23 protein-coding genes are annotated in these 22,180 nt (G+C 36.0%); 20 read left to right on the top strand and 3 right to left on the bottom strand.

Translation table 11 applies throughout. The features are described from left to right. Positions 1-41: 41 nt before the first annotated feature. The 14 genes from BM161_RS09520 (at position 42) to BM161_RS09455 (ending at position 14,006) form a co-directional block, all read left to right on the top strand. A complete protein-coding gene (locus tag BM161_RS09520) occupies positions 42-794 on the top strand; it encodes a hypothetical protein (RefSeq protein ID WP_074932187.1) in 753 nt (250 codons plus the stop codon). Between the two features lie 61 nt (positions 795-855). After that, positions 856-1,608 carry a hypothetical protein gene (locus tag BM161_RS09515; protein ID WP_143090536.1) on the top strand — a complete coding sequence of 251 codons (753 nt, stop codon included), beginning with the start codon at positions 856-858 and terminating at the stop codon, positions 1,606-1,608. Beyond that, positions 1,605-2,321, top strand: coding sequence for a hypothetical protein (locus BM161_RS09510; protein WP_074932183.1), 717 nt, complete (start codon positions 1,605-1,607; stop codon positions 2,319-2,321). The genes BM161_RS09515 and BM161_RS09510 overlap by 4 nt, the downstream gene beginning before the upstream one ends. Positions 2,322-2,339: 18 nt before the next feature. After that, complete coding sequence (locus BM161_RS09505; protein ID WP_074932181.1) at positions 2,340-3,044, top strand: hypothetical protein; 705 nt, start codon at positions 2,340-2,342, stop codon at positions 3,042-3,044. Positions 3,045-3,136: 92 nt separating this feature from the next. Beyond that, entirely contained in the window at positions 3,137-4,213 is a 1,077-nt protein-coding gene (locus BM161_RS09500; protein ID WP_074932179.1) for an AAA family ATPase, read from the top strand. Further along, the gene (locus BM161_RS09495) at positions 4,213-5,403 is read left to right on the top strand and encodes a VWA-like domain-containing protein (RefSeq protein WP_074932177.1); all 1,191 of its coding nucleotides are present in this window, start codon (positions 4,213-4,215) and stop codon (positions 5,401-5,403) included. Before BM161_RS09500 ends, BM161_RS09495 begins: the two co-directional genes overlap by 1 nt. Before the next feature lie 22 nt (positions 5,404-5,425). Beyond that, positions 5,426-6,550: an FHIPEP family type III secretion protein gene (locus BM161_RS09490; protein ID WP_074932176.1), complete on the top strand. Its 1,125-nt coding sequence runs from the start codon at positions 5,426-5,428 to the stop codon at positions 6,548-6,550. Beyond that, positions 6,534-7,634 (top strand): EscU/YscU/HrcU family type III secretion system export apparatus switch protein, encoded by a 1,101-nt coding sequence (locus BM161_RS09485; protein ID WP_074932173.1) that lies wholly within the window; start codon positions 6,534-6,536, stop codon positions 7,632-7,634. The genes BM161_RS09490 and BM161_RS09485 overlap by 17 nt, the downstream gene beginning before the upstream one ends. 67 nt (positions 7,635-7,701) lie before the next feature. Beyond that, positions 7,702-8,853, top strand: a complete 1,152-nt coding sequence (locus BM161_RS09480; protein WP_074932171.1) for an FHIPEP family type III secretion protein — start codon at positions 7,702-7,704, stop codon at positions 8,851-8,853. Beyond that, a complete protein-coding gene (locus BM161_RS09475) occupies positions 8,813-9,907 on the top strand; it encodes an EscU/YscU/HrcU family type III secretion system export apparatus switch protein (RefSeq protein ID WP_074932169.1) in 1,095 nt (364 codons plus the stop codon). The genes BM161_RS09480 and BM161_RS09475 overlap by 41 nt, the downstream gene beginning before the upstream one ends. Before the next feature lie 45 nt (positions 9,908-9,952). Further along, positions 9,953-10,951, top strand: coding sequence for a helix-turn-helix transcriptional regulator (locus BM161_RS09470; protein WP_074932167.1), 999 nt, complete (start codon positions 9,953-9,955; stop codon positions 10,949-10,951). Positions 10,952-10,971: 20 nt separating this feature from the next. Beyond that, on the top strand, positions 10,972-12,408 hold the full coding sequence (locus tag BM161_RS09465) for a DUF6946 family protein (protein ID WP_074932166.1): 1,437 nt from the start codon (positions 10,972-10,974) through the stop codon (positions 12,406-12,408). A 5-nt stretch (positions 12,409-12,413) separates the two neighbouring features. Further along, positions 12,414-13,163 (top strand): DUF6946 family protein, encoded by a 750-nt coding sequence (locus BM161_RS09460; RefSeq protein WP_074932164.1) that lies wholly within the window; start codon positions 12,414-12,416, stop codon positions 13,161-13,163. A gap of 84 nt (positions 13,164-13,247) precedes the next feature. Then, positions 13,248-14,006, top strand: a complete 759-nt coding sequence (locus BM161_RS09455) for a hypothetical protein (protein ID WP_074932162.1) — start codon at positions 13,248-13,250, stop codon at positions 14,004-14,006. A gap of 66 nt (positions 14,007-14,072) precedes the next feature. On the opposite strand, the gene BM161_RS09450 is transcribed toward BM161_RS09455, so the two are convergent. The 3 genes from BM161_RS09450 to BM161_RS09440 all read right to left on the bottom strand — a co-directional run bounded on the left by BM161_RS09450 (position 14,073) and on the right by BM161_RS09440 (position 16,683). After that, a complete protein-coding gene (locus BM161_RS09450; protein WP_074932160.1) occupies positions 14,073-14,804 on the bottom strand; it encodes a FliG C-terminal domain-containing protein in 732 nt (243 codons plus the stop codon). A gap of 73 nt (positions 14,805-14,877) precedes the next feature. Next, positions 14,878-15,873, bottom strand: coding sequence for an FHIPEP family type III secretion protein (locus tag BM161_RS09445; RefSeq protein ID WP_074932157.1), 996 nt, complete (start codon positions 15,871-15,873; stop codon positions 14,878-14,880). Positions 15,874-15,885: 12 nt separating this feature from the next. Next, positions 15,886-16,683, bottom strand: coding sequence for an ATP-binding protein (locus tag BM161_RS09440; RefSeq protein ID WP_074932154.1), 798 nt, complete (start codon positions 16,681-16,683; stop codon positions 15,886-15,888). A gap of 164 nt (positions 16,684-16,847) precedes the next feature. On the opposite strand from BM161_RS09440, the gene BM161_RS09435 reads away from it, so the two are divergent. From BM161_RS09435 to BM161_RS09410, 6 genes are all read left to right on the top strand, one after another. Then, positions 16,848-17,624, top strand: coding sequence for a DnaB-like helicase C-terminal domain-containing protein (locus tag BM161_RS09435; protein ID WP_074932152.1), 777 nt, complete (start codon positions 16,848-16,850; stop codon positions 17,622-17,624). Between the two features lie 153 nt (positions 17,625-17,777). After that, the gene (gene fliI / locus BM161_RS09430; protein ID WP_074932149.1) at positions 17,778-18,860 is read left to right on the top strand and encodes a hypothetical protein; all 1,083 of its coding nucleotides are present in this window, start codon (positions 17,778-17,780) and stop codon (positions 18,858-18,860) included. A gap of 46 nt (positions 18,861-18,906) precedes the next feature. Then, positions 18,907-19,779 carry a DnaB-like helicase C-terminal domain-containing protein gene (locus BM161_RS09425; protein ID WP_074932146.1) on the top strand — a complete coding sequence of 291 codons (873 nt, stop codon included), beginning with the start codon at positions 18,907-18,909 and terminating at the stop codon, positions 19,777-19,779. A 69-nt stretch (positions 19,780-19,848) separates the two neighbouring features. Next, positions 19,849-20,580 (top strand): FliG C-terminal domain-containing protein, encoded by a 732-nt coding sequence (locus tag BM161_RS09420; RefSeq protein ID WP_074932143.1) that lies wholly within the window; start codon positions 19,849-19,851, stop codon positions 20,578-20,580. A 96-nt stretch (positions 20,581-20,676) separates the two neighbouring features. Continuing rightward, positions 20,677-20,922 carry a hypothetical protein gene (locus BM161_RS09415; protein WP_143090534.1) on the top strand — a complete coding sequence of 82 codons (246 nt, stop codon included), beginning with the start codon at positions 20,677-20,679 and terminating at the stop codon, positions 20,920-20,922. Between the two features lie 71 nt (positions 20,923-20,993). Further along, positions 20,994-21,779 carry a hypothetical protein gene (locus BM161_RS09410; RefSeq protein ID WP_074932137.1) on the top strand — a complete coding sequence of 262 codons (786 nt, stop codon included), beginning with the start codon at positions 20,994-20,996 and terminating at the stop codon, positions 21,777-21,779. Positions 21,780-22,180: the final 401 nt, after the last annotated feature.

The following is a 22,180-nucleotide window of genomic DNA, read 5'->3' as shown; positions in this document are numbered from 1 at the left end:
CATTATCACAATATGATAGAGGCCATGACTATATTATAAATATGATTGAAATTGAAAACTGGGACTACGAATTTAATGGAATGACAGCTATGATGAAACGGGAAAAGAAATGGCTTCTGGAACAGTGTCAGAAAGACTTGTGGAAATGCGATTTCTGGAAGCCTGCTTTTTATAAAGTGTTGAATCGTCATAGTTATCAGGATGAATTCTATCTGCTTGGCAGTGAACCGACTCCTCAGTTTGTTGATAAGTATTTACACAAGGTTCTCAAAAGACTTCAGGGAAAATACGAGGTTGCATGCCGGAGAGTTACTGCAAAGGACTTTGTTGAACTGAATCTTGGAATCAGCTACGTAAGTACGCATACGCGAAAAAGGCAGCTGACAACATTAAGTGAACTGGATGTTTATGTAGATGATTCTCAAATTATTGTTTCGCTGCTGCCTTACAGTGTCTTGGCTTGTAACTATAAGCTTGATGAATATCTGGTTGTTGAGAATGTAATTAATGACCTTTGTGAAGAACTTCTTGCGGCTCCTGTAAAACAAATATCTGATTTTCAAAAGTATCGGAAGAAATTAGATACAGATCAGAAATCTTTGAACCTTAAAACAATTGAAATAGCCAGGTCTTCTATATACAGCCTTTATAAAAAATCTTCGGAAGAAAGCGATAATATACTTCAGGGCTATCTTTTTACCGCGTTAGGGATTGATGGTAAAGGAGTATGTATCCTTCACAAAGACTTCCTGGAAAATCCACAGATTCTTACCGCAAAATTGCAAAAAAAATAAAAATCTCAAAAATCTTTTCTCAATATCATTAAATGATAGTTCCAACCCCTATATTAAAGGTATGAATGAGAACTACGAACCATGTATGGAAATAAACGAAATCATCTACCACATTTCCGGCAAATTCTGGAAAAAGGCTTATGATGCGCTTTTGCTGAAGCAGAAGACTTATGCGCCCGGTCAGGAGCTTCCAGTGCGGCAGGCGATTTCTGAACTTAGGAAAGATATCAGAGCTCTTGCAAAAGAGAATGGGCTCAAGTGTAATGCTTTTTCTCATAATGAACATTTTTATATGTCACTTGTGCCTTATCCGATTTATATAGGAATTGAGTGTGAGACAGGCGACTTCTCGATTTCGGCTCCACATATCAGCACTAAGCATTTTACTCATTCAGAATATAAGTCCGGAATCAAATGGATACAGGATTATATTGATATTGATATAAAACCCCTGACCGAAAAAACAAAGGCTGCCCGCAAGAAGTTCTATCTGAACACCAAGACTGCGGAAATAGTTTCAACATCAATTAAGGCTCTTTGCGAAACAATCCTTGGTAAGAAGGGGCTGCAGTATAAACTTAAACAGAATCGCCTTAAGAGTGATTTGACCCTTGTGGCAAGAGACAAGACCGTTTATGCGGTTGAGATTTATCATAAACCTTTTTCAAGGGATTCTTCTATCCTCATTAATCTTCTCAATAATCTTCATGAAGAAAGTATTGAAGATGTTTTGTGCTCGTCTATTGTTCAGAATTATGACCAGGAAATTCAGGAGTTGCTTGATGAAGTGGCTGCAGAGGAGGTCCTTGTATGAGAAATCAGAAACTGGATCCGCTTGCTCTCAAGGTTACTCTTGAACGAGAACAGACAGAATTGTTTGGGCGCCTGCAGTCGGAGTTCTGGCAGGGCCTCTTCTGCGACATTCTGAAGAAGCATACCTATCAGAATGATTTTTACTTTGTTGAACATAATCTTACAACGGAGAAGGTTGTGGGCAGTCTAAAAGGAGTACTTAACGACATCTGCCATACTTATGGTCTGGACTGCGAAGTGACAAGCCATCCCTATAGAACTGAGCTGAAGCTGAAGATTGATTATTACGATTACCAGAATAAAAAGTCTACGATGGATGAACTTTCTATCATTGTCTGCCAGAAGGATATTACGATGAGGATTTTACCTCACAATCCTTTGCTCAAACTTTTCTGGCTGGAAGAGTATGTGCTTGTTGAGAACATCATAAAGGAAATGTGCCAGCAGCTTTTTGAAAATCAGAAAGAAAAGTTTTTGGAGCTGCGTGAGAAATACAAGGAAATTAGTGCAAGTGCGGAAGGACTAACTGCAAAGACAATTGAGATTGCACAGAATACAATCCGGACTTTGTATGAGGCAAGTGGTGAGAAACACAGAAATCTTGTCCAAAGAAAACTGTATTCTTCACTGTTGTATAAGGGAAGAATGATCCGGATTTTTCACAGGGATTTTCTGAAAGATCCGGGCATACTTGCAAGGGAATTGAAAGGTTAACCATTAAAGAGGAAGGTTATGATTGTCTGTGAGAATGAAAATCCTAATGAACTGTTAAAAATGTACCTCAGAGAAGATAAAAGAAATCTCCTTGAAATAACTCATAAACTTTTCTGGAATTCGCTTTTTATAGATACTTATAAATTGATAGGCTTTAATAAGTGTAAATCATCTACAAAAGATTTTTCATATTATAGGGTGAATGAATGTATTGATCATTTTCTTGTTGAGTTGGGAAAAAAATATAAGCTGAAAACAACAATGCAGAAAACTGCTTCAGGTACAGAATATAGCCTTAGTCTTTGTCATTTAAATGAAGAGTATTTTTCAGATTCTATCATTATTCATATTGGAATAGCAGCTATTGAATTACGTATGCTTCCAGGTTTGTTCATAGAAAATTATTTTTTAGAAGATTTTGAAAAGATGGAACAATTGATTTCTGATGTGTGCAACGAGCTTTATGAAAACGGGAAACTGTCTGAACTTTTATATGAACATATGAGAATTGATCAAAGTGATTTGGGTTTAACTCCAAAGACAGTGGAGATTGCTCAGAATTCTATTAGAGCAATCTATAACGGAAAAGCAAAGAGTTTTTGTGATTTGAAGCAGAAATATTTGTATTCTGTTCTTTATTTTCGTGGAAAGAAGATTCAGATTTTACATAAGGAATTCTTAGAGATGCCCGAGGAGGTAATGAAAGAGCTCAAGGAATTGTAGTTCCCATGCGTTGGGAATATTTTTATTTTACCCTATCATTAAATGATAGTTACATATGATTAAATTAAAGATAACAACAGGAGGTTTTATATATGTCAGTAAGAATTGATGGTAATTTGCTTTTGGAGATTTTGGAAGAAACACCTGCTACTCAGAACATCATGCTCATGGGTAAGCACGGAATTGGTAAGTCGCAGATATTGGAAAAATTTTATACCGCTAAAGGCTGTAAGGTTGTGTCACTGTTTTTGGGGCAGATGAGTGACCCGGGTGACCTTATTGGTATTCCGCATAAAAACGAAGTGACAGGTCATACAGAGTTTATGCCTCCATACTGGTTCCCTACAGATGATACTCCTGTAGTTTTGTTTCTGGATGAGTTGAATCGTGCCCGACCAGAAGTGCTTCAGACAATTATGGACCTTGCCTTGAATCGCAAGCTTGCTGGCCGTTCTCTTCCTGCAGGAAGCCGTATTATTTCTGCAGTAAACAATGGTGAAGAATATCAGCTTACAGATCTGGACCCGGCTCTCGTTTCCCGTTTCAACATTTATGAGTTTGTACCTAGCGTTCAGGACTGGTTATTGTGGGCTAACAAAAATGGAATTGATGAACGTATCACTTCTTACATCGCAGCGAATCCAAAGGCCCTGGACAATCAGATGGCCATTGAAGATATGGAGAATCTGGAGAAAACTCCGGACCGCCGTGCCTGGGTTCGTGTTTCAGAAATCATCACAGGCAAAGAGGTATTAAAGCAGAGCCACAAAAGCATGATTGCGGGAATTGTCGGTGGAGTCGCTGCAAACCGATTCTTTGAATTCCTCGATCATAATCATCTTTTGACAGCAAAGGAATTGCTGCTTGGTAACTTTGAGATGAACAGACTTAAGCTTGAGAGCTACAAGACTCCGCAGTTTGCGACTATTAACGATGCAGTCTTTGTCTATCTTGAAAGTGATAAATATGGAGAAGCTGATAAGAAGCAGATGGCTGAAAATCTTGCTTCATATTTTTACTATCTTGAAGAAAAGAAGCTGCGTGAGGCAATGGCACACTTTGCAAACATGTTCAGCGGAACAATGTATCCTAATGCGCTTGTCTTCATCATCGGTGAGTGCCCTGAGCTTTACTCAAAGATGACCAAGTTTGTTGCGGAGATTAAATAATGTCTGTAAAAGAAAGAATCAGCAGCGTTGTTGATAAATGGTTTTTGTATGAGCCTCTTCTTTTCAATGTTTACTGCACTCACAAGCTTGAGCCCAACAGTGACATGAAGTGTTCGTTCAGAACCGGAAAGCGACGCATTGAATATAATCCGGAGCTTCTCAAGGATAGTTCAACAGAAGAAATTGCGCAGGGGCTGAAAAATGAAGTGACCCGCATTCTTCTCAAGCATCCATATCAGCGTGTGCCTCAGAGTCCAAACCGTTCTGCACTAACAACGGCCAGCGATGTTACAATCAGCGAGCATTGTTACCGCGACAAGAATCTTAAGGATGCCAATTATTATGATTTTGAAAACGGACTGAGCTACGAGGAGTATTACAAGAAGCTCTATTACATTTGCCCTGATTTTGAAGCTATGAACAATGAAGAAAATGAGGGGCAGGGGAAAATGCATCTTTCGCCAGACTTAGGTGATGGTGAGACCTGGGATTATGAGGCTGCTGCTGATGCTTCAGAGATGTGGGACGAAGATGAAGAAATGTCCGACAAGGTAAATCTTCAGATACAGAAGGCCCAGAAAACAAATCAGTGGGGTAGTGTGAGCGGGCAGTTCCAGGAGACAATTACAGCCTCTCTCAAAATCCCGATGGACTACCGTCGCATTCTTTCGCAGTTCCGTGCAAGCATAATCAGCCAGCGTAGAAAGCTTACAAGAATGAAGCCCAACCGCCGTTACGGCTTTGAGTTTATGGGAAGTCAGTTTGAGCCAAAGACTCATCTGCTTGTTGCAGTAGATGTGAGTGGTTCCATCGGCTCCGATGATCTTGTACACTTTTTCTCTATCATAAACCGCTTTTTCACTTATGGTGTTGAAGCCATAAACGTGATTGCTTTTGATACTGAAATCAAACAAGAGTTCGAGCTCAAGAAGGCTGCAAAGAATATCAGAATCACTGGTCGTGGTGGAACCGATTTTCAGTGCGCTATCGACTACTACGAAAATCATCCGGAGTTTCAGGGCATGATTATTTTCACCGATGGTTACGCAGATGTTCCAAAAATCACAAAGGCAAAACAGACACTCTGGATTCTGACGAGCAAGAATGAATACGACTATGCAATAAAGTGGATAAAAGATCTACGTATGAGCAAGGCTACTTGGATCCCAAAGGTGGGGCAAAATGCATAGAAATTTGGAAAGGCGGTACGAAATGATAATGACTAATGAGAACGGAATTTATCAGAAAGATATTGAGGAATACTATTGCGAAGAAGTTGAGTCTCTTGGAGTAAATCTTGGATATGGTTTAATTCCTTTGGTTGAAGAAGAGAACGGTGGTGACTTGTGCGAAAGATTATCAAAAGCCCGTGAAACTGTAAGTGAGGAAACAGGTATTCCTATCCCCAGAGTTCGAATCAGAGATAGAAGTGAATTAAAAAAACTTGAGTATTCATTATTATTTAAAGGAGCAGAGGTTGGCCGCTGGACCTTTATGGAGGATTATACTCTGTTCGTTGTAACAGATGAAAAACTTGCTCCAGAGATTAAACCATCCTGGAAGAAAACAATAGACCCCGCCTTTGGTGTAGATGCATATTTTATCCCAGATGAAGAAGCAGCGAAAATGGAACATAAAGTTGGATTCATTCTGGTTCCTCCTGCATCTGTTATTTCAAATCATCTCAAAGAAATAATTCTTAAAAATAAGGGTAAATTTTTAAATCATTATTATGTTAATCAGCTTGTTGAGAAAGTTCGAAGGAATAATCCTGATTTAGTATCCGAAGTATTTTTTAGTCGAAAGTTTACAATCACAGATTTGAAGCTTATCTTAAATCGTCTGGTTGTAGAAAAGGTTCCTATCAATGATATGAACACAATTCTTGAAACTATTGCGGATTACCTGAGGGAAGAAGATAACCCTATTCAATTAGCGGAAAAAGTAAGAGAAAGACTTTCTTTAGTTTATTTACAGAGATATGCAGATGAAAAGAATGTTTTACATGTAATTAAGGTACCTCATAGTGTAAGTGAAATTCTGGCGGAACATATTTATGAACCAGACTCAAGAGTTGAAATTCCATTTTTAAATTTTGGCTGGGCAGGAATTACAAAGTTCACAAAAGCTTTAAGTAAATCCGCTCTTATCATGACCAGAAAGGAATTTATTCCAGTCTTCCTATGTGAGAGTGCAATTCGTATTCCTTTGGCAGAATATATTGGATGGTTGATGCCAGGTGCTATCTGTGTTTCTGATAAAGAATGCTTAGCGTTGAATAATGCATTAGAAATTAAAGCGGAAGGAGAACTTTCTTTTGATGGAAAAAAAAACTAAGACTCCTGAACGACATTTTTATAATCTTCTCTCTGCTATCGGTCAAAGTGATGTTATTATCCGAGATGAAAGCAACAGGTTTTTAGGTTTGTATTATGATTCGAAGAAAAAAGAGGCTCCTTATGTTATATGTAAAGAATCAGGAACTTTAAGTAATTGTCTTTATAAATATCTGAAAACAGCTGATGTTCTATGTGTAGATGATAGTCTTCTTACAGAGAATCTGTATGATAATTTTAAGGAAGGAGAATTTATTACAGATGCTTTTTATAACTGGGTCGCTAAGATTTATGCTGACTTGAGAAAGTATAAAGACGAAACAAAAGAGCCTTTTCATAAAAGATTAAATAATGATTTAACAAATCAGATTAATTTGACAGAAAAGAAAATTTACAACAGGGCTTTAAAACGTTTTAGAAAGAATGAACTTAAATACTCAAATAATAAGTCTTGTGATGTAGAAAGGATTCTAGAAGAAGGATTTACTGCGATACCTGAATTTTACAAGCTGAAATATGAAAAATCTTATAACGAGAAATACGAGGTTGCAGAATATTGTCTTGGAACTGAAGTAAGTAATTATAATATAGAGTTCTGCCTTTTTATTTTTGTTTCCAAAAAAGAAGACGCAATTTATGTCTGTACGCCAGCTTTTACAGAAAGCTTTAAAATTGATGAAGCAGGTTGGGCGTTGGGTTTAGTGGGTGAACTCACAAAAACTATTACTCATGAATTGATAAGAAGTACAGAAAAGTATTGTAGGGAATTTGAAATCAATCTGCGTCTTTATGAAAAGGCCTATACTTCAATGAAAAATCTACTCGAAACAAATTATCAGAAAACAGGAATAGAGTATGGCTTGAAATCTGACACAACTGTGTTCGAGGTCTATCTAAGAAAGCAAGATAAAAATTCTTCAATGTTTTTTATTGTAATAACCTGCAATGAATTTTTGAGAGATCCGGAAGCTTTTAAGAAATTTATAAGTGCTCCTTACAAGATGCGAAGATGGAATTTCTGGTGCCGGGAGCGAAAATATGATCAGAAGAAGTTTGATGAAAAATTTCAACCTGAAATATCATGATAAAGAGTGTGAGTTATTATGAAGGCAGAAAGGCTGAAGAAGAGTCAGGTTTATAACGGGAGATACTATGGCAGTTAGTAAAAGACGAAGGTCACGAAACTGGAGAAAAATTCATCCATACGAGGATTATAGAGATTTTGGGCAGCAGCCATTTGAACTAACTCTGGAAATAGGGTATGCATTAATTCCGTTAGTAGATCATGATGATTCAGACTTATTAGCTGAATTAAAATATCTTCGCAATGAAATGGATGGAGAATATGGCTTACCTTTACCAGTTATTCATATCCGAGATAATATGTGCCTCGAACCAAATGAATACAGGCTGTTATTACATGGTGCAGAAATAGCTAAATCTGAAGCAAGACCAGGTTATTGTTTATGCCTGGATACAGGATGTGTTACTAAAGAATTAGAAGGTGAAAAAACAAAAGACCCTGCATTTGGTATAGATGCTATTATTATCCCTAAAGAAAAAGAAGCAGAAGCTAGAAACTTAGGTTATGTTATAGCAGATTGGGGAACCGTTATTCGTGCACATCTTACTAAAGTAATAAAAAAGAATTTCACTAAGTTTTTGGACCAGTGCATGGTGAATACTCTTATTAATAAAGTCCGTGATAGGAATCCGGATGTTGTTGATGATGTCTTTTTCATACATAACTTTTCAACTTCAAAACTGAAAACAATTCTGAACTGGCTGCTGGAAGAGGGTGTTTCAATTCGGGATATGAATACGATTTTGGAAACAATAGCAGATAATCTAGAGGAAACAAAGAGACTGTCTGAATTGATGGAAAAAGTCAGAGAGAAACTTGCTTACCAGTTTTTGCAGAAGATTGCGGATGACAATAAAAGGATTCATGTAATCAGGGTTTCGCAAGCATTGGCAGAAGCCTTATCTGAACGTATATATTATCCTGGGTCAAATAATGAATTGCCTTATTATGCTTTTACTCCTGTTGAAAATAAAGAGTTTAATAATAGGGTGTCAGAAAAAGCTCGTTGTTTGTCTGAAAAAGGGTATTCGCCAGTTTTTGTAATTGTAAGAAATTTACGAACAGCTTTGTCTAATAATATCAGGCAAAGTTTAGGAAACTGGACATGTATATCTGATACAGAATTGTATTCAGTAATTAAAGACTATTCCATTGTAGTTGAAGAGGAACTTGAGGCTGATGAAATTAAAGTCAATGAACCATGTCTTAGCAGCAATTAACAGATGTGATGTAATTCTTAAAAACGGGCAGGAACAGTTTGTAGGTCTTTATTATGATGAGGTAAATTTTGACCGTCCTATAGTTCTCTTCAAATGTGATTGGGCTTTGAATTATTATTTGGCAAAGGCTCTCGAATTAATGCCAGTCCAATGTGTGGAGCATAAACCTCTTACCAGAGCATTGTTTGAGTATACAAAGGAAGGCGACTATATAGATGTGAAATACATGAATGCGGTGGCCACAATATATTCGAATCTTGATAAGTTCAAGAATCATAAGGATAAAGAAGATTTTGATGAAGAATTATATAACGATGTAACAATTCAGTTATATCAGCTGGAATCAGTTGTCTGTAAAAGAGCAGAAAAGAAATTCTTGATAAAGGAAGCTAAGAAAATAAAAGTTCAGTCTTCAGCAGCCAAGCCGCTTGAGTTCATTCAGACAGCAATTCCGAAAATTGCAGAGGAAACTGGCTTTGATTATAGAGTTATTCATAATGCTTCCAAAGGAACTTATGAGTTTTATATGGAAACAATCCTCGATGAATATGATTTTGATTTATGGGTTATGGCGATGGTTTCAATGCCAGACCAGAAAATCTATGTCGGTAACAGATGTCTCTTTAGGAACTTTGAATTAAGTGAAACGGCTCTTGCAGTTGAATATATAAAGGTGCTCATAAAAACAAGTAATGAAGAATTGCGGAAAGAAGTAAAAACCTTTTGTGATGAATTCGAAATTAATCCACGTCTTTTTGATATCACAAAAAATTCAATTAAGACAATGCTGGAAATGAATTACAATTATTCCGGTATTGAATATGGAATCAATGATTCTATGAAAACCCAGGTTATGGTATATCTGCAGGATATAAACGATAACGCGAAGATGTTTGAAGTTTGCATTACCTATAACGAATTCTCACGTAATCCGGATGCCTTTAAGAAATTTATCGAAGAACCAAAGGTTCAAAAAAAATGGAATTTCTGGTCCCGCCGGAAAAAATATAATCAGAAATATTTTGACGAAAAATTTCAGACTATCGAACAATGATAGTCTAGGCATATTATATTAAGTGTGTCACATAGGAGGACACGTATGGTAAAAGAAAAGGTAAAGAAACAGTATTTGAATGGCCTCGAAAGAATCTTAAAGATTGACCAGATGATATCCCAGGGCGGATATCCGAGTGTAGAAGATTTTGCTCGAGTAACAGAAGCTTCCATTCCAACAATTAACCGTGACCTGCGAGATTTGCGCTTGAAGTTCGGTGCAGAAGATATCTTGCAGTATGACAGAATCAGAAAGGGTTTTTATTATACCCAGCCATCTTTCAGAATCCCTGCAATGCTTACATCTGAAAAACAGATTGTCGCAGCACAACTGATGTCTAATCTTCTTAACCTGATAAAGAACACCCCGGTTTATAAAAAAGCGATTGAAGTATTTAATTCTCTTTCTGACAATATTGATGAAGATTCAAAACTTAATTCAAAGAAGCTTTCAAACCGTATTCTGTTCCTTGGTATGGATCCTGTAAAAATCGATGACGAAATCTGGACAAAGCTGGAAGAGGCGATGTCAAAGAATAACTACATCCGTTTTAAGTATCTGAATTACGAAAGAGAATTTGTTGTTCAGCCCTGGCAGCTTATCTACAGCGAAGGCATGTGGAGTCTGTACACCTACAATCAGATGCCGGATGTAAAAGCCAACAGATTCTACAATCTGCCAGGGATCCACGATTTGAAGATAGACCCGCGAACATTCGAACTTCCTCCAGATTTTGAATACACAAAGAGAGCAAAGGGCAATTTCCGTCGCTACATCGGTCCGGAACTAATGAACTGCAAACTTAAAATAACTTCTGAAAAAACGCTCAATTACATCAAAACCTACAACTGGGCCGAAGACCAGAAGTTCGAAACGCAGAGTGATGGAAGTACGATAATGACCTTTACCACTAATCAGGACTATCCGTTGCTTGGCTGGGTACTGAGTCACGGCATGTATGTGCAGCCGCTTGAACCAGAGTGGCTGGTGAATGAGTGGGGAATGAATGTTAAACAAATGGCACGATTGGCCAATGGGATGTAGAATAATAGGAGATAAAAATTATGTACAATGTAGATTATTATTTTGGTTCAACAGATAATACTTATGAGAAAGCACTGGATGGTTTATATACCACGGATGTTCATTCCTATAAAACTTCTTCAATTCCTCTTGCTGAATTCTGGAATCCTAAGAATTCTTTTTATATAAATAAATTATTAAACAAAATTGGCTGGACTGAACAAGACTTTGATAATTCTAAGAAGTTTTTTGAATTTCCTGTAAAACCAAAAATCAACAATCAGTATGTAAAAAGAGCAAGACCTTCAATGACAGATCTTATGATTCGTTACAATGATGTAAATGGATTTAGCGAAAAACAGATTGCAGTTGAAGGAAAATTTACAGAAGATTTATATGAAACAATAAGTGAGTGGGAAAAATCTAAAAGTGTAAACTCAAATAAAGATGATGTATTAAAATCCTGGTATTCATATATTGAAAACTATTGTGATTTTCCTGAATCTTCAAAAGAAGCAATAAATAAAAATGTTGTATATCAATTTCTTCATAGAACTGCATCTGCGTGTTATCAGACTAAAAATCCAGTCTTGTTATACCAATTGTTTTATGACGCTTTTGATAAGAAATCTATAGAGCATCAGTTAGAGGTAGCAAAGAAATTGATTTCATTTGCAAAAACTGATTTGTGCTTTAATGACAAAATACAATTTTATATAGCTTTTACACCAATACTCAATCTAAAAGAAGTGGCTGAAAAATATTCTGACTGTCATAATTCTCTATTTTTAATTATGAAGAATGAATCGATTTATAATTTTGGCGAATCACAAGTTATAAATTTTCTTACAGATAATTTAGAGGCTCTTAATCTGCATTGTAATTATATTTATTCAAATGAAGCATTCAAAACAGAATATATGAAGTTGAGAAAAATTACATGGCAGCGTGGAGTAGACAAGGATGTTTATCAGAATAGAATAAAAGCAGAGTATCCCGATTTAACTGATGCGTTTGACAAAAGTAAATCAGAGAAGAGATACAATCCAAAAACTCCTGACGAAGCCTACAGCAAAAAAGAATTGGAGACTTATTCTTCGGATGAGGAATGGAGATTTTTGACTAATCCTGGTTACACAAAATATGCAGTAAGTTCAGAAGGAAGAGTCGCTTTTTATTCTAATGGTAAGTATCATGTTATTTTCCAGGACGACAATAATGGTGATGGTTATTTACGTTTAGATCCAAAGAGAGAATACAATCTGGATCACGAAATAGAAGTCTACAAATTAATTGCTATGGGCTTTTATGGCAAAAGAATAGGTGATGGTTATGACGTCCATCATAAAATAAATGATGGATATAATTGCCGCAAAGACAATCTGGTTTTACTTAAAAGGGCACAGCACAATATTGTCCATATGTCGGAAGAACAACTGAAGAAAATTGATTTGGATGATTATTTAAGGGAGGAATAAAGATTATGAAAATAAATATTAATATTTCGAATCCTGATGAATGGAAATTAGCTTTGCCGCCAGCTGGAGGAGACAAGCAGTGGAAAGATAAATTTAGTGCAAAAGAGTTGGCAAAAATAGTTACGAATTATAAAAATTATGTTGGAAAAGATTTTGAATTGCTTTTACAAGATAATGAAGAATTTAAAGGCTTAAAACTTATTAATGTATTTCCAGAGCATTTAAGTCATTTTGATGATAATCCAAGAGATCCTCGTCATCATGATTTAGCCTGTATTGCTGAAAAAGATGGTGAACGAATCGCATTATGTTTTGAGGCTAAAGTTTCAGAATCTTTTGATAAGAGATTAAGTTCATGGCAGAACAGTGATGGAAAGAAAACAAGGTGTAATATCTTGTGTAAGAATTTTTTTGGCTGTAATTATAATGATAAATTTAAGGATGTTTATTATCAATTATTATCTGCAGTTGCAGGTACAATTGCTTTTGCATCTGAAAATGGTTGTTCAAAAGCATATTTTATTGTATATCAGATTATTCCCGAGGAGAAGAAAACATCAGATCATAAAAAGAAAATTAATGATTTTATAAAGCTTGTTCCTACAGCAGAAAAAAAAGAAGTTGTAGGAAGTGGTTCTTTTGTAAACTTAGGCGGGCTTAAAATTGATCGTAAAAATGAAAAAGGAGAACCATTGTGTGCTGAAGTTTATATAGGTTATATTGAACAAAAGGTTACTGGAGAAAAAATTGATTAAAAAATAATCTAGAAATAATAAAAAAAAAGTAAATAGATTATAAAGAAACTTTTTTCGCAAAAGATTTTAATTGGATAAAGAGCAATGTCTAAAAACTACACAAAATCAGAAATAACCCAGATGGTTGAGCGGTATTTCCGGATAAAAGACTGCAAAAATCTTTACAAAGATAAGTGCACGAATTTTACCGGAGAAACAAAAGATACAAAAGAAAACTATTCAAAAGTAATTGTAGATTATCTGGTTAAACACTTTGATGAGTTTAAGTCTGATCTAAACAATATTACAGTAACTCGAAAAACTTCATATAAGACTGAAAGTCATACTGGTAAATCAGACTTTGATTTTAATAAACATCCAGGCGGCGAAAGACGAGAAGAAAAAATTGCTCATGCAATGTATTGTCAGTATAAAGAGGTCCCTGCTGAGTTTGGCAAGATCCTTGATTATCAAATTCCATTGAAGAATACTAAACAAGATGAAGGACTTGGAAAAATTGATTTACTAAGTGTAAAAGATGGTGCAAAAGCAGGGCTTAAGATTCTTCATTTTCTAGAATTAAAACGAGATTGTTCTAAAGAGACTTTGTTACGATGTATTCTGGAAGCTTATACTTATTCCAAAATAATTAATAAAGATAAACTTTGTGATGACTTTGATATTCCTCTTAGTAAGAAAGAGTTTCGAGAATTTGTGATAGCACCGCTTGTTTATAAAGATGATGGCTTTGAGTCTCAATTGGAATTTGTAGAGCCTCTTATAAATTCTCTTGATTGCTCTATAGAAATCTTTGTTTGGGATTATAAAGACGGAAAATATGTAATTGAGAAAATGAAACAATAAGATTTTGGACTATCTCACCATGATATTAACCTCCGTTTATACTTAAATTATAAACGGAGGTTTTTTTTATATATACAATTTTCCGTAATCTTCTTTCAGCGTAAGTAGAATATCGCCGTTATTTGAAAGTCGGAAAACAATTTTGACAAGGTTGGCCTGGGCAGCATCTACGTCTTGTGCTCGGACAGGGCCCATCCATTCCATGTCTTCCTTAAGCATATTGGCTGAGCGCTGGGGCATGTTGCGGAAGATTTTGGCCTGGACTTCGGTTGAAGCTCCTTTGAGGGCTTTTGCGAGTTCCTGCATGTCGGTCTCTTTTAAGACCTTCTGAATGGCTCTGTCATCGAGGTACTGGAAATCTTCGAAGCAAAACAGGCAGTCTTCAATCTTTTTCTTGAAGATTGGAGTTTCTTTCTGGAAGTTATGAACGGCATTTTCTGCAAAGGTTTTTCCGGAAAGGATAATGTTGTCTTTGATGATTTTATAATCATCGGTAAAGTCCATGCCGGAAGATGTGACAATATGCTCAACTTCGGAAATGACCCTAGCATCTGATTTCTGATAATCTTTTGCAAAGGCCTCTACCTGGCGGCGGGTTTCATCATTCATGCTGTTTAAAAGGTCGAGAGCATCTTCGGATTCAAGACCGAGATAAGCGATTGCTTTTGCAAAGCTTACAACATACATCTTGCTGACATAATCCATCAGCACCTTGCGGGTTGCTCTGGTAATATCCCCCATTGCCTGTTCGACCATAACCTGAGCCTTTCTGGCTTCAGCAGAAACTTCTCTTTTCATAAGCATAGCCTCCTTCATATTTATATGATTAATATACGACCGGCAGACTATCATAGTGTGATAGCGTAGAAAATTATTTTTTAAATTTCTTAAATATCTTTTTAATCCAGGGAGTTTTTTTCACAGCTTTCTTGTCTGCTGCAGGGGCTTCTTTGTTTGGAATTGGTATATCAATAGTTTTAATCAGTTTCCGTGAAAAAGGAGAAAAGAGATTTGCTCTATCAAGTTCTTCCTTTCTAATTATTCGTAAATCGGGAAATACAGGTTTTAGCGAAATGTGATAAAAATATCTTAGTTCTTCATCCAAATCTAAAATAAAGTTTGCGGAAGGATTTTCTTTAATGATATTTTTCATTTCATTGACTAATGGTAATAAAAAGTCTCTTTTAAAAGTTCTTTTGTTATATCGTAAATATGTTAGGATTTCATTTGATACATCAAAGAAAAGAAATTCTCTATTTGTATTCAATAATTCTGTTATAAAAATTGGAGCTAGTTCTTCCCTTGCATGAGATGATAAATACCAGAAAGAGCAATTTTCAATTTTATATCTTGCATAAGACTCAAGAATATTTTCAAAAATAAGAGCCAAATTATTTAACGGGATATAGTCTGATACAAGATTTTTTAACACATGTCTTACAGCTGTGTAAGAGTCCGTGAAAGATTTAAGATTAGTCATTAAAGTTGGATTTTCTTTCTGGACTTCTTCATAAATTTTCTCAATTGTTGTCGCTGTAATAAAGCAAGGAAGATTATGCTTAATAGTGTTATAAATGATAGATGGAATACTATTTGATTTTTCGTGTTTATTAATTTCATGAATGCAATATCCTATAATGAAAACTTTGATTTGAATATCTGGATTAGAAAAAGATTCGTCACAACAAGTAATCTTTACAGGAGGAATAGGTACTCCGTATGTCTCAAAGATATCTTTACGAATGTTCTTAAGTGTGTTTGTAAGTTTTGCTAGAAAATCCTTGTCTATAAGTTCAGGGCAAAGCTGTAATTCGAGTGTATCTACCTTCTTTGTATATTTAAATGTCTCTTCTGATAATTCGTCCATAAAATCCACCTTCTAGAATTCAAAGCCGATAGCTTTTGTTCCATTACCTTTTTCTTCCTGCAAATGGCATAACTGTTCTGTTATATAGGTTGAGTTGTGATTTTTCTGATTTACAAATTGAAGTCTCTCAAATAGAATTCCAAAATCTCCTGGTGTAATTGTGTCTAGATGAAACAATTTTTCTTTTTGCTCTTCTGTGAAATTATATTCAGGGAAATAATTTTTCAGCAAAGTTTCTGTGCCCTCTTTCTTGAGTGCTTTAAATTCTACACAGATATGAAATCGACGCAGAGTTGCTTTATCAAGAATATTCTTGAGATTTGTCGTACAAATAACGATTCCCTTATAATCCTCTAATTGAGTAAGAAATTCATTTACGATAGAAAGCTCCCAGGATGCAGAGTTATTTTCTCTGCTGTGAATAAAGGAATCAACTTCATCAAATAATAAAACTGCATTCTTTTCTTTGGCTTCTTTGAAGGCTTCTGCTATGTTTTTTTCTGAATTTCCGAGCCATTGATTAAGAATGTCTGATGCATTCTTTTTTAATAAAGGTCTCTTAATATTCTTTGCAATGTATTTTGCTAAAGCCGATTTTCCAGCTCCGCTTAATCCATAAAAAAGCATTCGGATTCCTGATTTATTGTTTTCAATTGCGTTTGTAACCATATCAACAATTTCTCTGCCAGGGACGGAAGTGTTGATGATGTTTTCATCATATTCAGGATCTTTATGTATTGACCCGCTGTTTTTCTCTTTTAGTTTTATTAGGCCTTCGTCTATTTCATTATCATAGAAACTAATATTCATATTTATCTCCATGTATCCTTTCAAGTTTTTCCTCTAAAGTATATCTAAACGACCTATCATCTAATGATATGTTGAAAAAAAAAGATGGAGATGAGGAAACTCCTTATGAAGATATCATTAAATGATATCACCGTCTGTTATTCTGGAATTATCAGGAGGCTCAAATGATTACTGAGAAAAAAATTGAACCAAAATTTATAAAAACAAACTTTAAGAAACTCGACAGTCTTATAGGCGGCTTTTTTCCGGGGGAAGTGACAGTAGTAGGGGCCAGACCTACAATAGGTAAAACTGCTTTTATTGGATCTTTAATTAAGAACATAATCAGGGAGCCGGGTAACAACTGTTTGTTTTTTAGTATTGAAATGGCGGCAGAGACTTTCCGTAAACGGTTGGCGACTTCCATGCTTCGTATTCCATTTTCTAAGATTCGAGACTCGAAGCTTAATGAAACGGAAGAAGCAAATCTAAAAAAGCAATTGAAAGAAATAAAAGATTTTCCTTTGTACATTGTCGATAAGCCGGATCAGAATATTATGGACTTGTGTAAACAAGCGAAAAAGATTGTCCGTGAAAAAGATATCAAAATAGTTTTCATCGATTATCTTGGACTGATTCATACACCGGATGAGTGTGCTCCTGTTTTCGAACAAGCTTCACTTATTATAAAGAAACTGAAGATTCTTGCGCGTGAATTAAACATTCCGATTGTACTGACTTGCCAGGTTGCTCGCAGCGGTTATCCGTCGACTCCACCTGATTTACAGTCGCTCAGAGGTACTGGAGATATTGAGGGTGTTGCGGATGTGGTTTTATTGATTGATCGAGAAACAAGCAAAGAAATCTGTGCCACTAAATTGATTGTCGCCAAAAATCATAATGGCAAACTCGGAACGGCAGAATTATCTTTTATTCCAGATTTTGTTTTATTTGAAGAATGAAAACTAAATAATTAAAATCGCCTCCTAAGCATTTTAATTTAGTTTTGGGGCCTCTATGTAAATAGAGGTCCCTTTTTTTTTATTTTAGAATATCACTACATGATAATCCGCAGTGCAATAATGTTCATATCAGACTTTAGGAGATGTCATTATATGAAACAAGAAGATATTAGTCTTTGGGTTCCGGTTGGAATGTCGTTACTGGGGCGTGTGATTGATGCCGATGGAAATCCTTGTGATGATAGTCCTGAATTATTTCTAGACCAATATTATCCATTAGAAGTTGCTCCGCCTGATGCTTCGACAAGGCTTCCAATAGATCGTCGTTTTCAGACTGGAGTCAGGGCTATTGATTCTATGCTCACTATGGGGAAGGGGCAGCGAATGGGTATTTACTCAGGGTCTTGTACTGGTAAATCTACATTACTTGCTATGATAGCCCAAAATAATAATGCAGATGTAAATGTAATTGGATTGATAGGAGAACGTCCTCGAGAGGCATGGGATTTTATCAAACGTAATCTTGGAGAAGAAGCTTTAAGGCGTTCGGTTATTGTTGTTGCATCGAATGATCAACCTGCTGCTTCACAAATAAGGGCAGCTTATGTTTGTACTTCGATAGCAGAATACTTTCGCAACTATGGGAAGGACGTCGCTCTCATAATGGAAACAGTTACCCGATTTGCTTATGCACAGAGAGAGATTGCACTTGATAAAGGAGATCCTCTTGCACAGAATGGATATCCGTTAAATGTATTTGAGATGATTCCAAATCTTATTTTTCGTACAGGGACAAACGACAAAGGTACAATTACAGCATTGTATTTAGAGCTTCATGATAGCGATGGTGATATAGCAAATCCGATTGTAGATAAGATGAATGCCTGTCTTGATGGTCAAATTGTTTTAAGCAGGAAGCTTGCATGTGCTTATCATTATCCTACGATTGATATTCTAGCATCTAAAAATCGTATTTCAAAAATGGTAACTGGAAAACAGACGCAAAAGGCAGTAAATCTTGTTCGTACGCTTATGGAAAATTATACAGAAAAAGGAACTTCACCTGAACTTGATTTAGCAATAGAGAAACATAGTGAAATTGAACAATTCTTACAGCAGGAAGAACAAGAAAAAAGTTCTATGACAGAAACCTTGGATAAGTTGAGCAAATTAACCGGCATAGACATTCCGAAGGAAGAATATGCTGAAAGTTCTGGCGAAGACATCACCAAATGATATCCTCGTCTGCTATTCTAATATTCTCTATAGGCAGGAGGATATTATGCAAAATCAAACTGATGTAATAACAGGAAAAGACCTTGGATTTAAGTTAATTGAGTACATTGAAGAACGATATAAGGATTCCAATTCAATAAGTGGAATAAGGTCCGGTTTTCCAACCATTGATGCGATGACGCATGGATTTCAGAAAGGAAATCTAATTACTGTTTGTTCGAATTTAAGATATTACAAGAAATGTTTTGTAATGCAATTACTCCACAGCATTGTAGTCAAAGAGAAGAGTTCCTTCGGATTTTTTTCATATACTATGAATGACCAGGAATTTGGTTTGTCTATGATAAGCCGGGAAACTTTAGTTCCTGTTTCGAAGATTGTTGCAGGAATGCTATCCAAACAGGACTTAAATGAGATACAAGTGGCGTTGGGGTTAATTTTCGAATCACAGATTGTGGTTCCCAAAATAAATTCATCCTCTTTTGAAGAATTATGTAAAACTATTCGGGAAACTGTAGAGCAGTATGATTTAATGATTATCTATATCGATTCCTTAAACACAATTCCAATCGAGGATGACTCAAGAAGCTATAAAAATCGTTTTGTAAATATCTTAAAGAAATTGAAGATGCTGGCAGTAGAGTTAGATATTATCATTATTACGGAGTACTACTGTTATGAAGTTGATAAAGCTTTAGTAGTGGATGATATTAAAAAAACTGAACTCCTGCTGCAAAGAACGGATTTCCTATATTCATATTCAGATGTTGTATTGCAGCTTCAGAATATATCTGTAAATAAAGATGATTTCGATGAATACGAACTTGAGATTCATTGTAATACCTATGGCTTAGCCAAAGTCAAAACTTTACTCTTTGATCCAGATAAAGATGAATTTTTTGAAGAGGAAAATAATTGATTTCATATCATTAAATGATATACCCATATTGTAGAGTTTCCTTAGAAACTAACTCTAAGGAGGCCTGGTATGGTTAAGTTTGATAATGATTATAAGAACTCGAAAGTTAAGTATTATTTCCCGGAGTTTGATGAACGAGTGGCAAAAGCTTTTGAGGCAGCTTGCAAACAGCTCTTTGAGGCGATTAAAGAACCGATTCTGCAAGATTATAAAATGCTGTCCTCTGCTGTGGAAGAAGTGGCTTCTACAGATGAGTTTTATGGCAAGTCTTATAAGCCCGATGAGTTTTTGCTGGATAAAGAAGATGATCCAAAACTCTATGAAATGGAAATTGACTTAGCCCGCAAGTTCTCTGATTTCATTTTTGATTTTTATAAGTCTCAATGTTTTACTTGTGGGGCAATGAGTAAAATCCAGAGAATGGGTAGTGATGGCCGCGACAAGATTGAAAAGAATCTGGCTAAACGTAAAGGCTACACACATTTTAATCGTGCCTTCCATAAATCGTTCCTGGCTTTTGAAGACATTGTCCGCTTTGATGACCGCAGCATTCAGAAGGTTCTGAGGGAAGTTACACAGTATGATCTGGCAGTTGCAGTCTGCCGGGATACTAGCGATGAGGTAAAAGAAGCCTTTACCCGCAATATGAGTAAAAGGGCACGTGAATATTTGGAAAGTTGTATTTCAGATCTTGGTCCTGTCTTAAAAAGCCTCATGCTTGAAGGCCGCCAGAAAATCTTGGCGGTTATGGACGAGCTTTATTCCTGCCATGAAATCAATTTTCGTGAAGACTGGGTTTAGAGTTTTTTGAGAAAGATTTTTTATCATTAAATGATAAATCTGTTTGCTATTCTTGTAATTGTCAGTTGATAGTAAATCAGCTTGAAGGAGGATTATATGTCAAAGTGTAAGTTTTGTGGTTCATCATCATTTGGAAGCTGCTCGTACAGCCCTCATGGAAAGCATGAACATATTACAGATTCCGGCCATTGTGCTTTCTGCGGTTCGTCATCTTATGGATCTTGTTCTTACAGTCCGTTCGGCAAGCATATGCATGGCAGCGATGGAAAGAAGTGCAAATTTTGTGGCTCAACTTCAACCGGATCATGTTCATACAGTCCACACGGAAAACACGAACGATAATTAATCACAATAAATACTGCCGGATTTATTCCAACTTGCCGGGGCATTGTACTGGCTAAAAGGAGATGCGGATGAACGCTGAAAATACAACTGATTTTACAATCATTTCTGGAAGGGAGTTTGGGCTTCCTTGTAATCTGAAATGTGGACCTGGACTAAGGCCTTTTGGGACTATTCATTTTGAAAACCGCAGGAATCGGACAGATGAATACGACAGTTCAAATGAACTTTGTATCACGTTGAAAAAAAACTCGAGACTTCTAGCCAGTAGAGAAGAATGTGTTCTTACTAATGAGGAAATAGAAGCGCTTTATCATTTTGTCTGGCTCCATTTTGATGTTATTAAGACTTACCTGAAGGGATATACAACAAGTAAAGGCTTCCTGCGGGATTTACATAAATTCAACGGAAAGCCCGTACACGATGAAGTTATTAACTGGAAAAGACTTGTCTTCGTTCAATATGGCATCATCCTGTATGTAAGATACTGGCCAAAGGATTTTGTTGTTGAATACAAATCAAAGTATGGGATCTTGAGATATCACAGCAACCACATTCCAGCTATGTTCCCAAAAATCTACACAGAAGAAAACATCATCGCAGAGTGCCAGAAGATGTGGCCCGATTTCATAAGAGCCGAAAACTTCATTGCGGAACACAACGATTTGTTTGGCTGTGAATTTGCGAATCTAAAGAACAAAATAGATTTTTATAACAATCAGTTTAATACAGATTTTTGTAAAGAATCCGTTCCTAATCATATTCAGAAATGGACAGAGCATAATACTGAAGACCATATCCGGGGAATTATTGAGAGTTATATAAAAGAGCTGCGCGGGAAGTTGGAGAAAAAATAAATTAAAGAACGTCGCTAATTTACAAAATGTATTTTTATGATATATTAAAATCACAAAGCGTTGGAACGACGCAAAAGTTGGCTTGTGCCGGCTAATTCATACAAGGAGTTTCAGAGATGAAAACTATGAGTAATTACATTTCCAATTGTCTCAATCATAGCAGTCATTCGTGGTCGGAATGTCATTTCTCTGAACATTCTTGGTGTGAGAATGAATGCTGGCATGAAAACAGTTTGTCGAACTGTAAATCAATTTTTGTAAGCGGAGTTTCTGCGTAACCTTCCTTTTTAGGCGTTGAAGCTCCGGACTGTAAGGAGTTATCAACGTGAAAACTACATATCTTAAACCTGTGCTGGATTTAGAGGCTACAGGTACAAAAATCAAAACACTTATGAAGCAGC

The organism is Treponema bryantii, from assembly GCF_900113965.1.
In the GTDB taxonomy this organism is placed as follows: domain Bacteria; phylum Spirochaetota; class Spirochaetia; order Treponematales; family Treponemataceae; genus Treponema_D; species Treponema_D bryantii_A.
This window is presented reverse-complemented; position numbering and strand designations above follow the sequence as displayed.

Coding starts and splice junctions, on each gene's coding strand:
- BM161_RS09520 (WP_074932187.1), top strand. CDS start 42: ATGATTGAAATTGAAAACTGGGACTACGAATTTAATGGAATGACAGCT.
- BM161_RS09515 (WP_143090536.1), top strand. CDS start 856: ATGAATGAGAACTACGAACCATGTATGGAAATAAACGAAATCATCTAC.
- BM161_RS09510 (WP_074932183.1), top strand. CDS start 1,605: ATGAGAAATCAGAAACTGGATCCGCTTGCTCTCAAGGTTACTCTTGAA.
- BM161_RS09505 (WP_074932181.1), top strand. CDS start 2,340: ATGATTGTCTGTGAGAATGAAAATCCTAATGAACTGTTAAAAATGTAC.
- BM161_RS09500 (WP_074932179.1), top strand. CDS start 3,137: ATGTCAGTAAGAATTGATGGTAATTTGCTTTTGGAGATTTTGGAAGAA.
- BM161_RS09495 (WP_074932177.1), top strand. CDS start 4,213: ATGTCTGTAAAAGAAAGAATCAGCAGCGTTGTTGATAAATGGTTTTTG.
- BM161_RS09490 (WP_074932176.1), top strand. CDS start 5,426: ATGATAATGACTAATGAGAACGGAATTTATCAGAAAGATATTGAGGAA.
- BM161_RS09485 (WP_074932173.1), top strand. CDS start 6,534: ATGGAAAAAAAAACTAAGACTCCTGAACGACATTTTTATAATCTTCTC.
- BM161_RS09480 (WP_074932171.1), top strand. CDS start 7,702: ATGGCAGTTAGTAAAAGACGAAGGTCACGAAACTGGAGAAAAATTCAT.
- BM161_RS09475 (WP_074932169.1), top strand. CDS start 8,813: ATGAAATTAAAGTCAATGAACCATGTCTTAGCAGCAATTAACAGATGT.
- BM161_RS09470 (WP_074932167.1), top strand. CDS start 9,953: ATGGTAAAAGAAAAGGTAAAGAAACAGTATTTGAATGGCCTCGAAAGA.
- BM161_RS09465 (WP_074932166.1), top strand. CDS start 10,972: ATGTACAATGTAGATTATTATTTTGGTTCAACAGATAATACTTATGAG.
- BM161_RS09460 (WP_074932164.1), top strand. CDS start 12,414: ATGAAAATAAATATTAATATTTCGAATCCTGATGAATGGAAATTAGCT.
- BM161_RS09455 (WP_074932162.1), top strand. CDS start 13,248: ATGTCTAAAAACTACACAAAATCAGAAATAACCCAGATGGTTGAGCGG.
- BM161_RS09450 (WP_074932160.1), bottom strand. CDS start 14,804: ATGAAAAGAGAAGTTTCTGCTGAAGCCAGAAAGGCTCAGGTTATGGTC.
- BM161_RS09445 (WP_074932157.1), bottom strand. CDS start 15,873: ATGGACGAATTATCAGAAGAGACATTTAAATATACAAAGAAGGTAGAT.
- BM161_RS09440 (WP_074932154.1), bottom strand. CDS start 16,683: ATGAATATTAGTTTCTATGATAATGAAATAGACGAAGGCCTAATAAAA.
- BM161_RS09435 (WP_074932152.1), top strand. CDS start 16,848: ATGATTACTGAGAAAAAAATTGAACCAAAATTTATAAAAACAAACTTT.
- fliI (WP_074932149.1), top strand. CDS start 17,778: ATGAAACAAGAAGATATTAGTCTTTGGGTTCCGGTTGGAATGTCGTTA.
- BM161_RS09425 (WP_074932146.1), top strand. CDS start 18,907: ATGCAAAATCAAACTGATGTAATAACAGGAAAAGACCTTGGATTTAAG.
- BM161_RS09420 (WP_074932143.1), top strand. CDS start 19,849: ATGGTTAAGTTTGATAATGATTATAAGAACTCGAAAGTTAAGTATTAT.
- BM161_RS09415 (WP_143090534.1), top strand. CDS start 20,677: ATGTCAAAGTGTAAGTTTTGTGGTTCATCATCATTTGGAAGCTGCTCG.
- BM161_RS09410 (WP_074932137.1), top strand. CDS start 20,994: ATGAACGCTGAAAATACAACTGATTTTACAATCATTTCTGGAAGGGAG.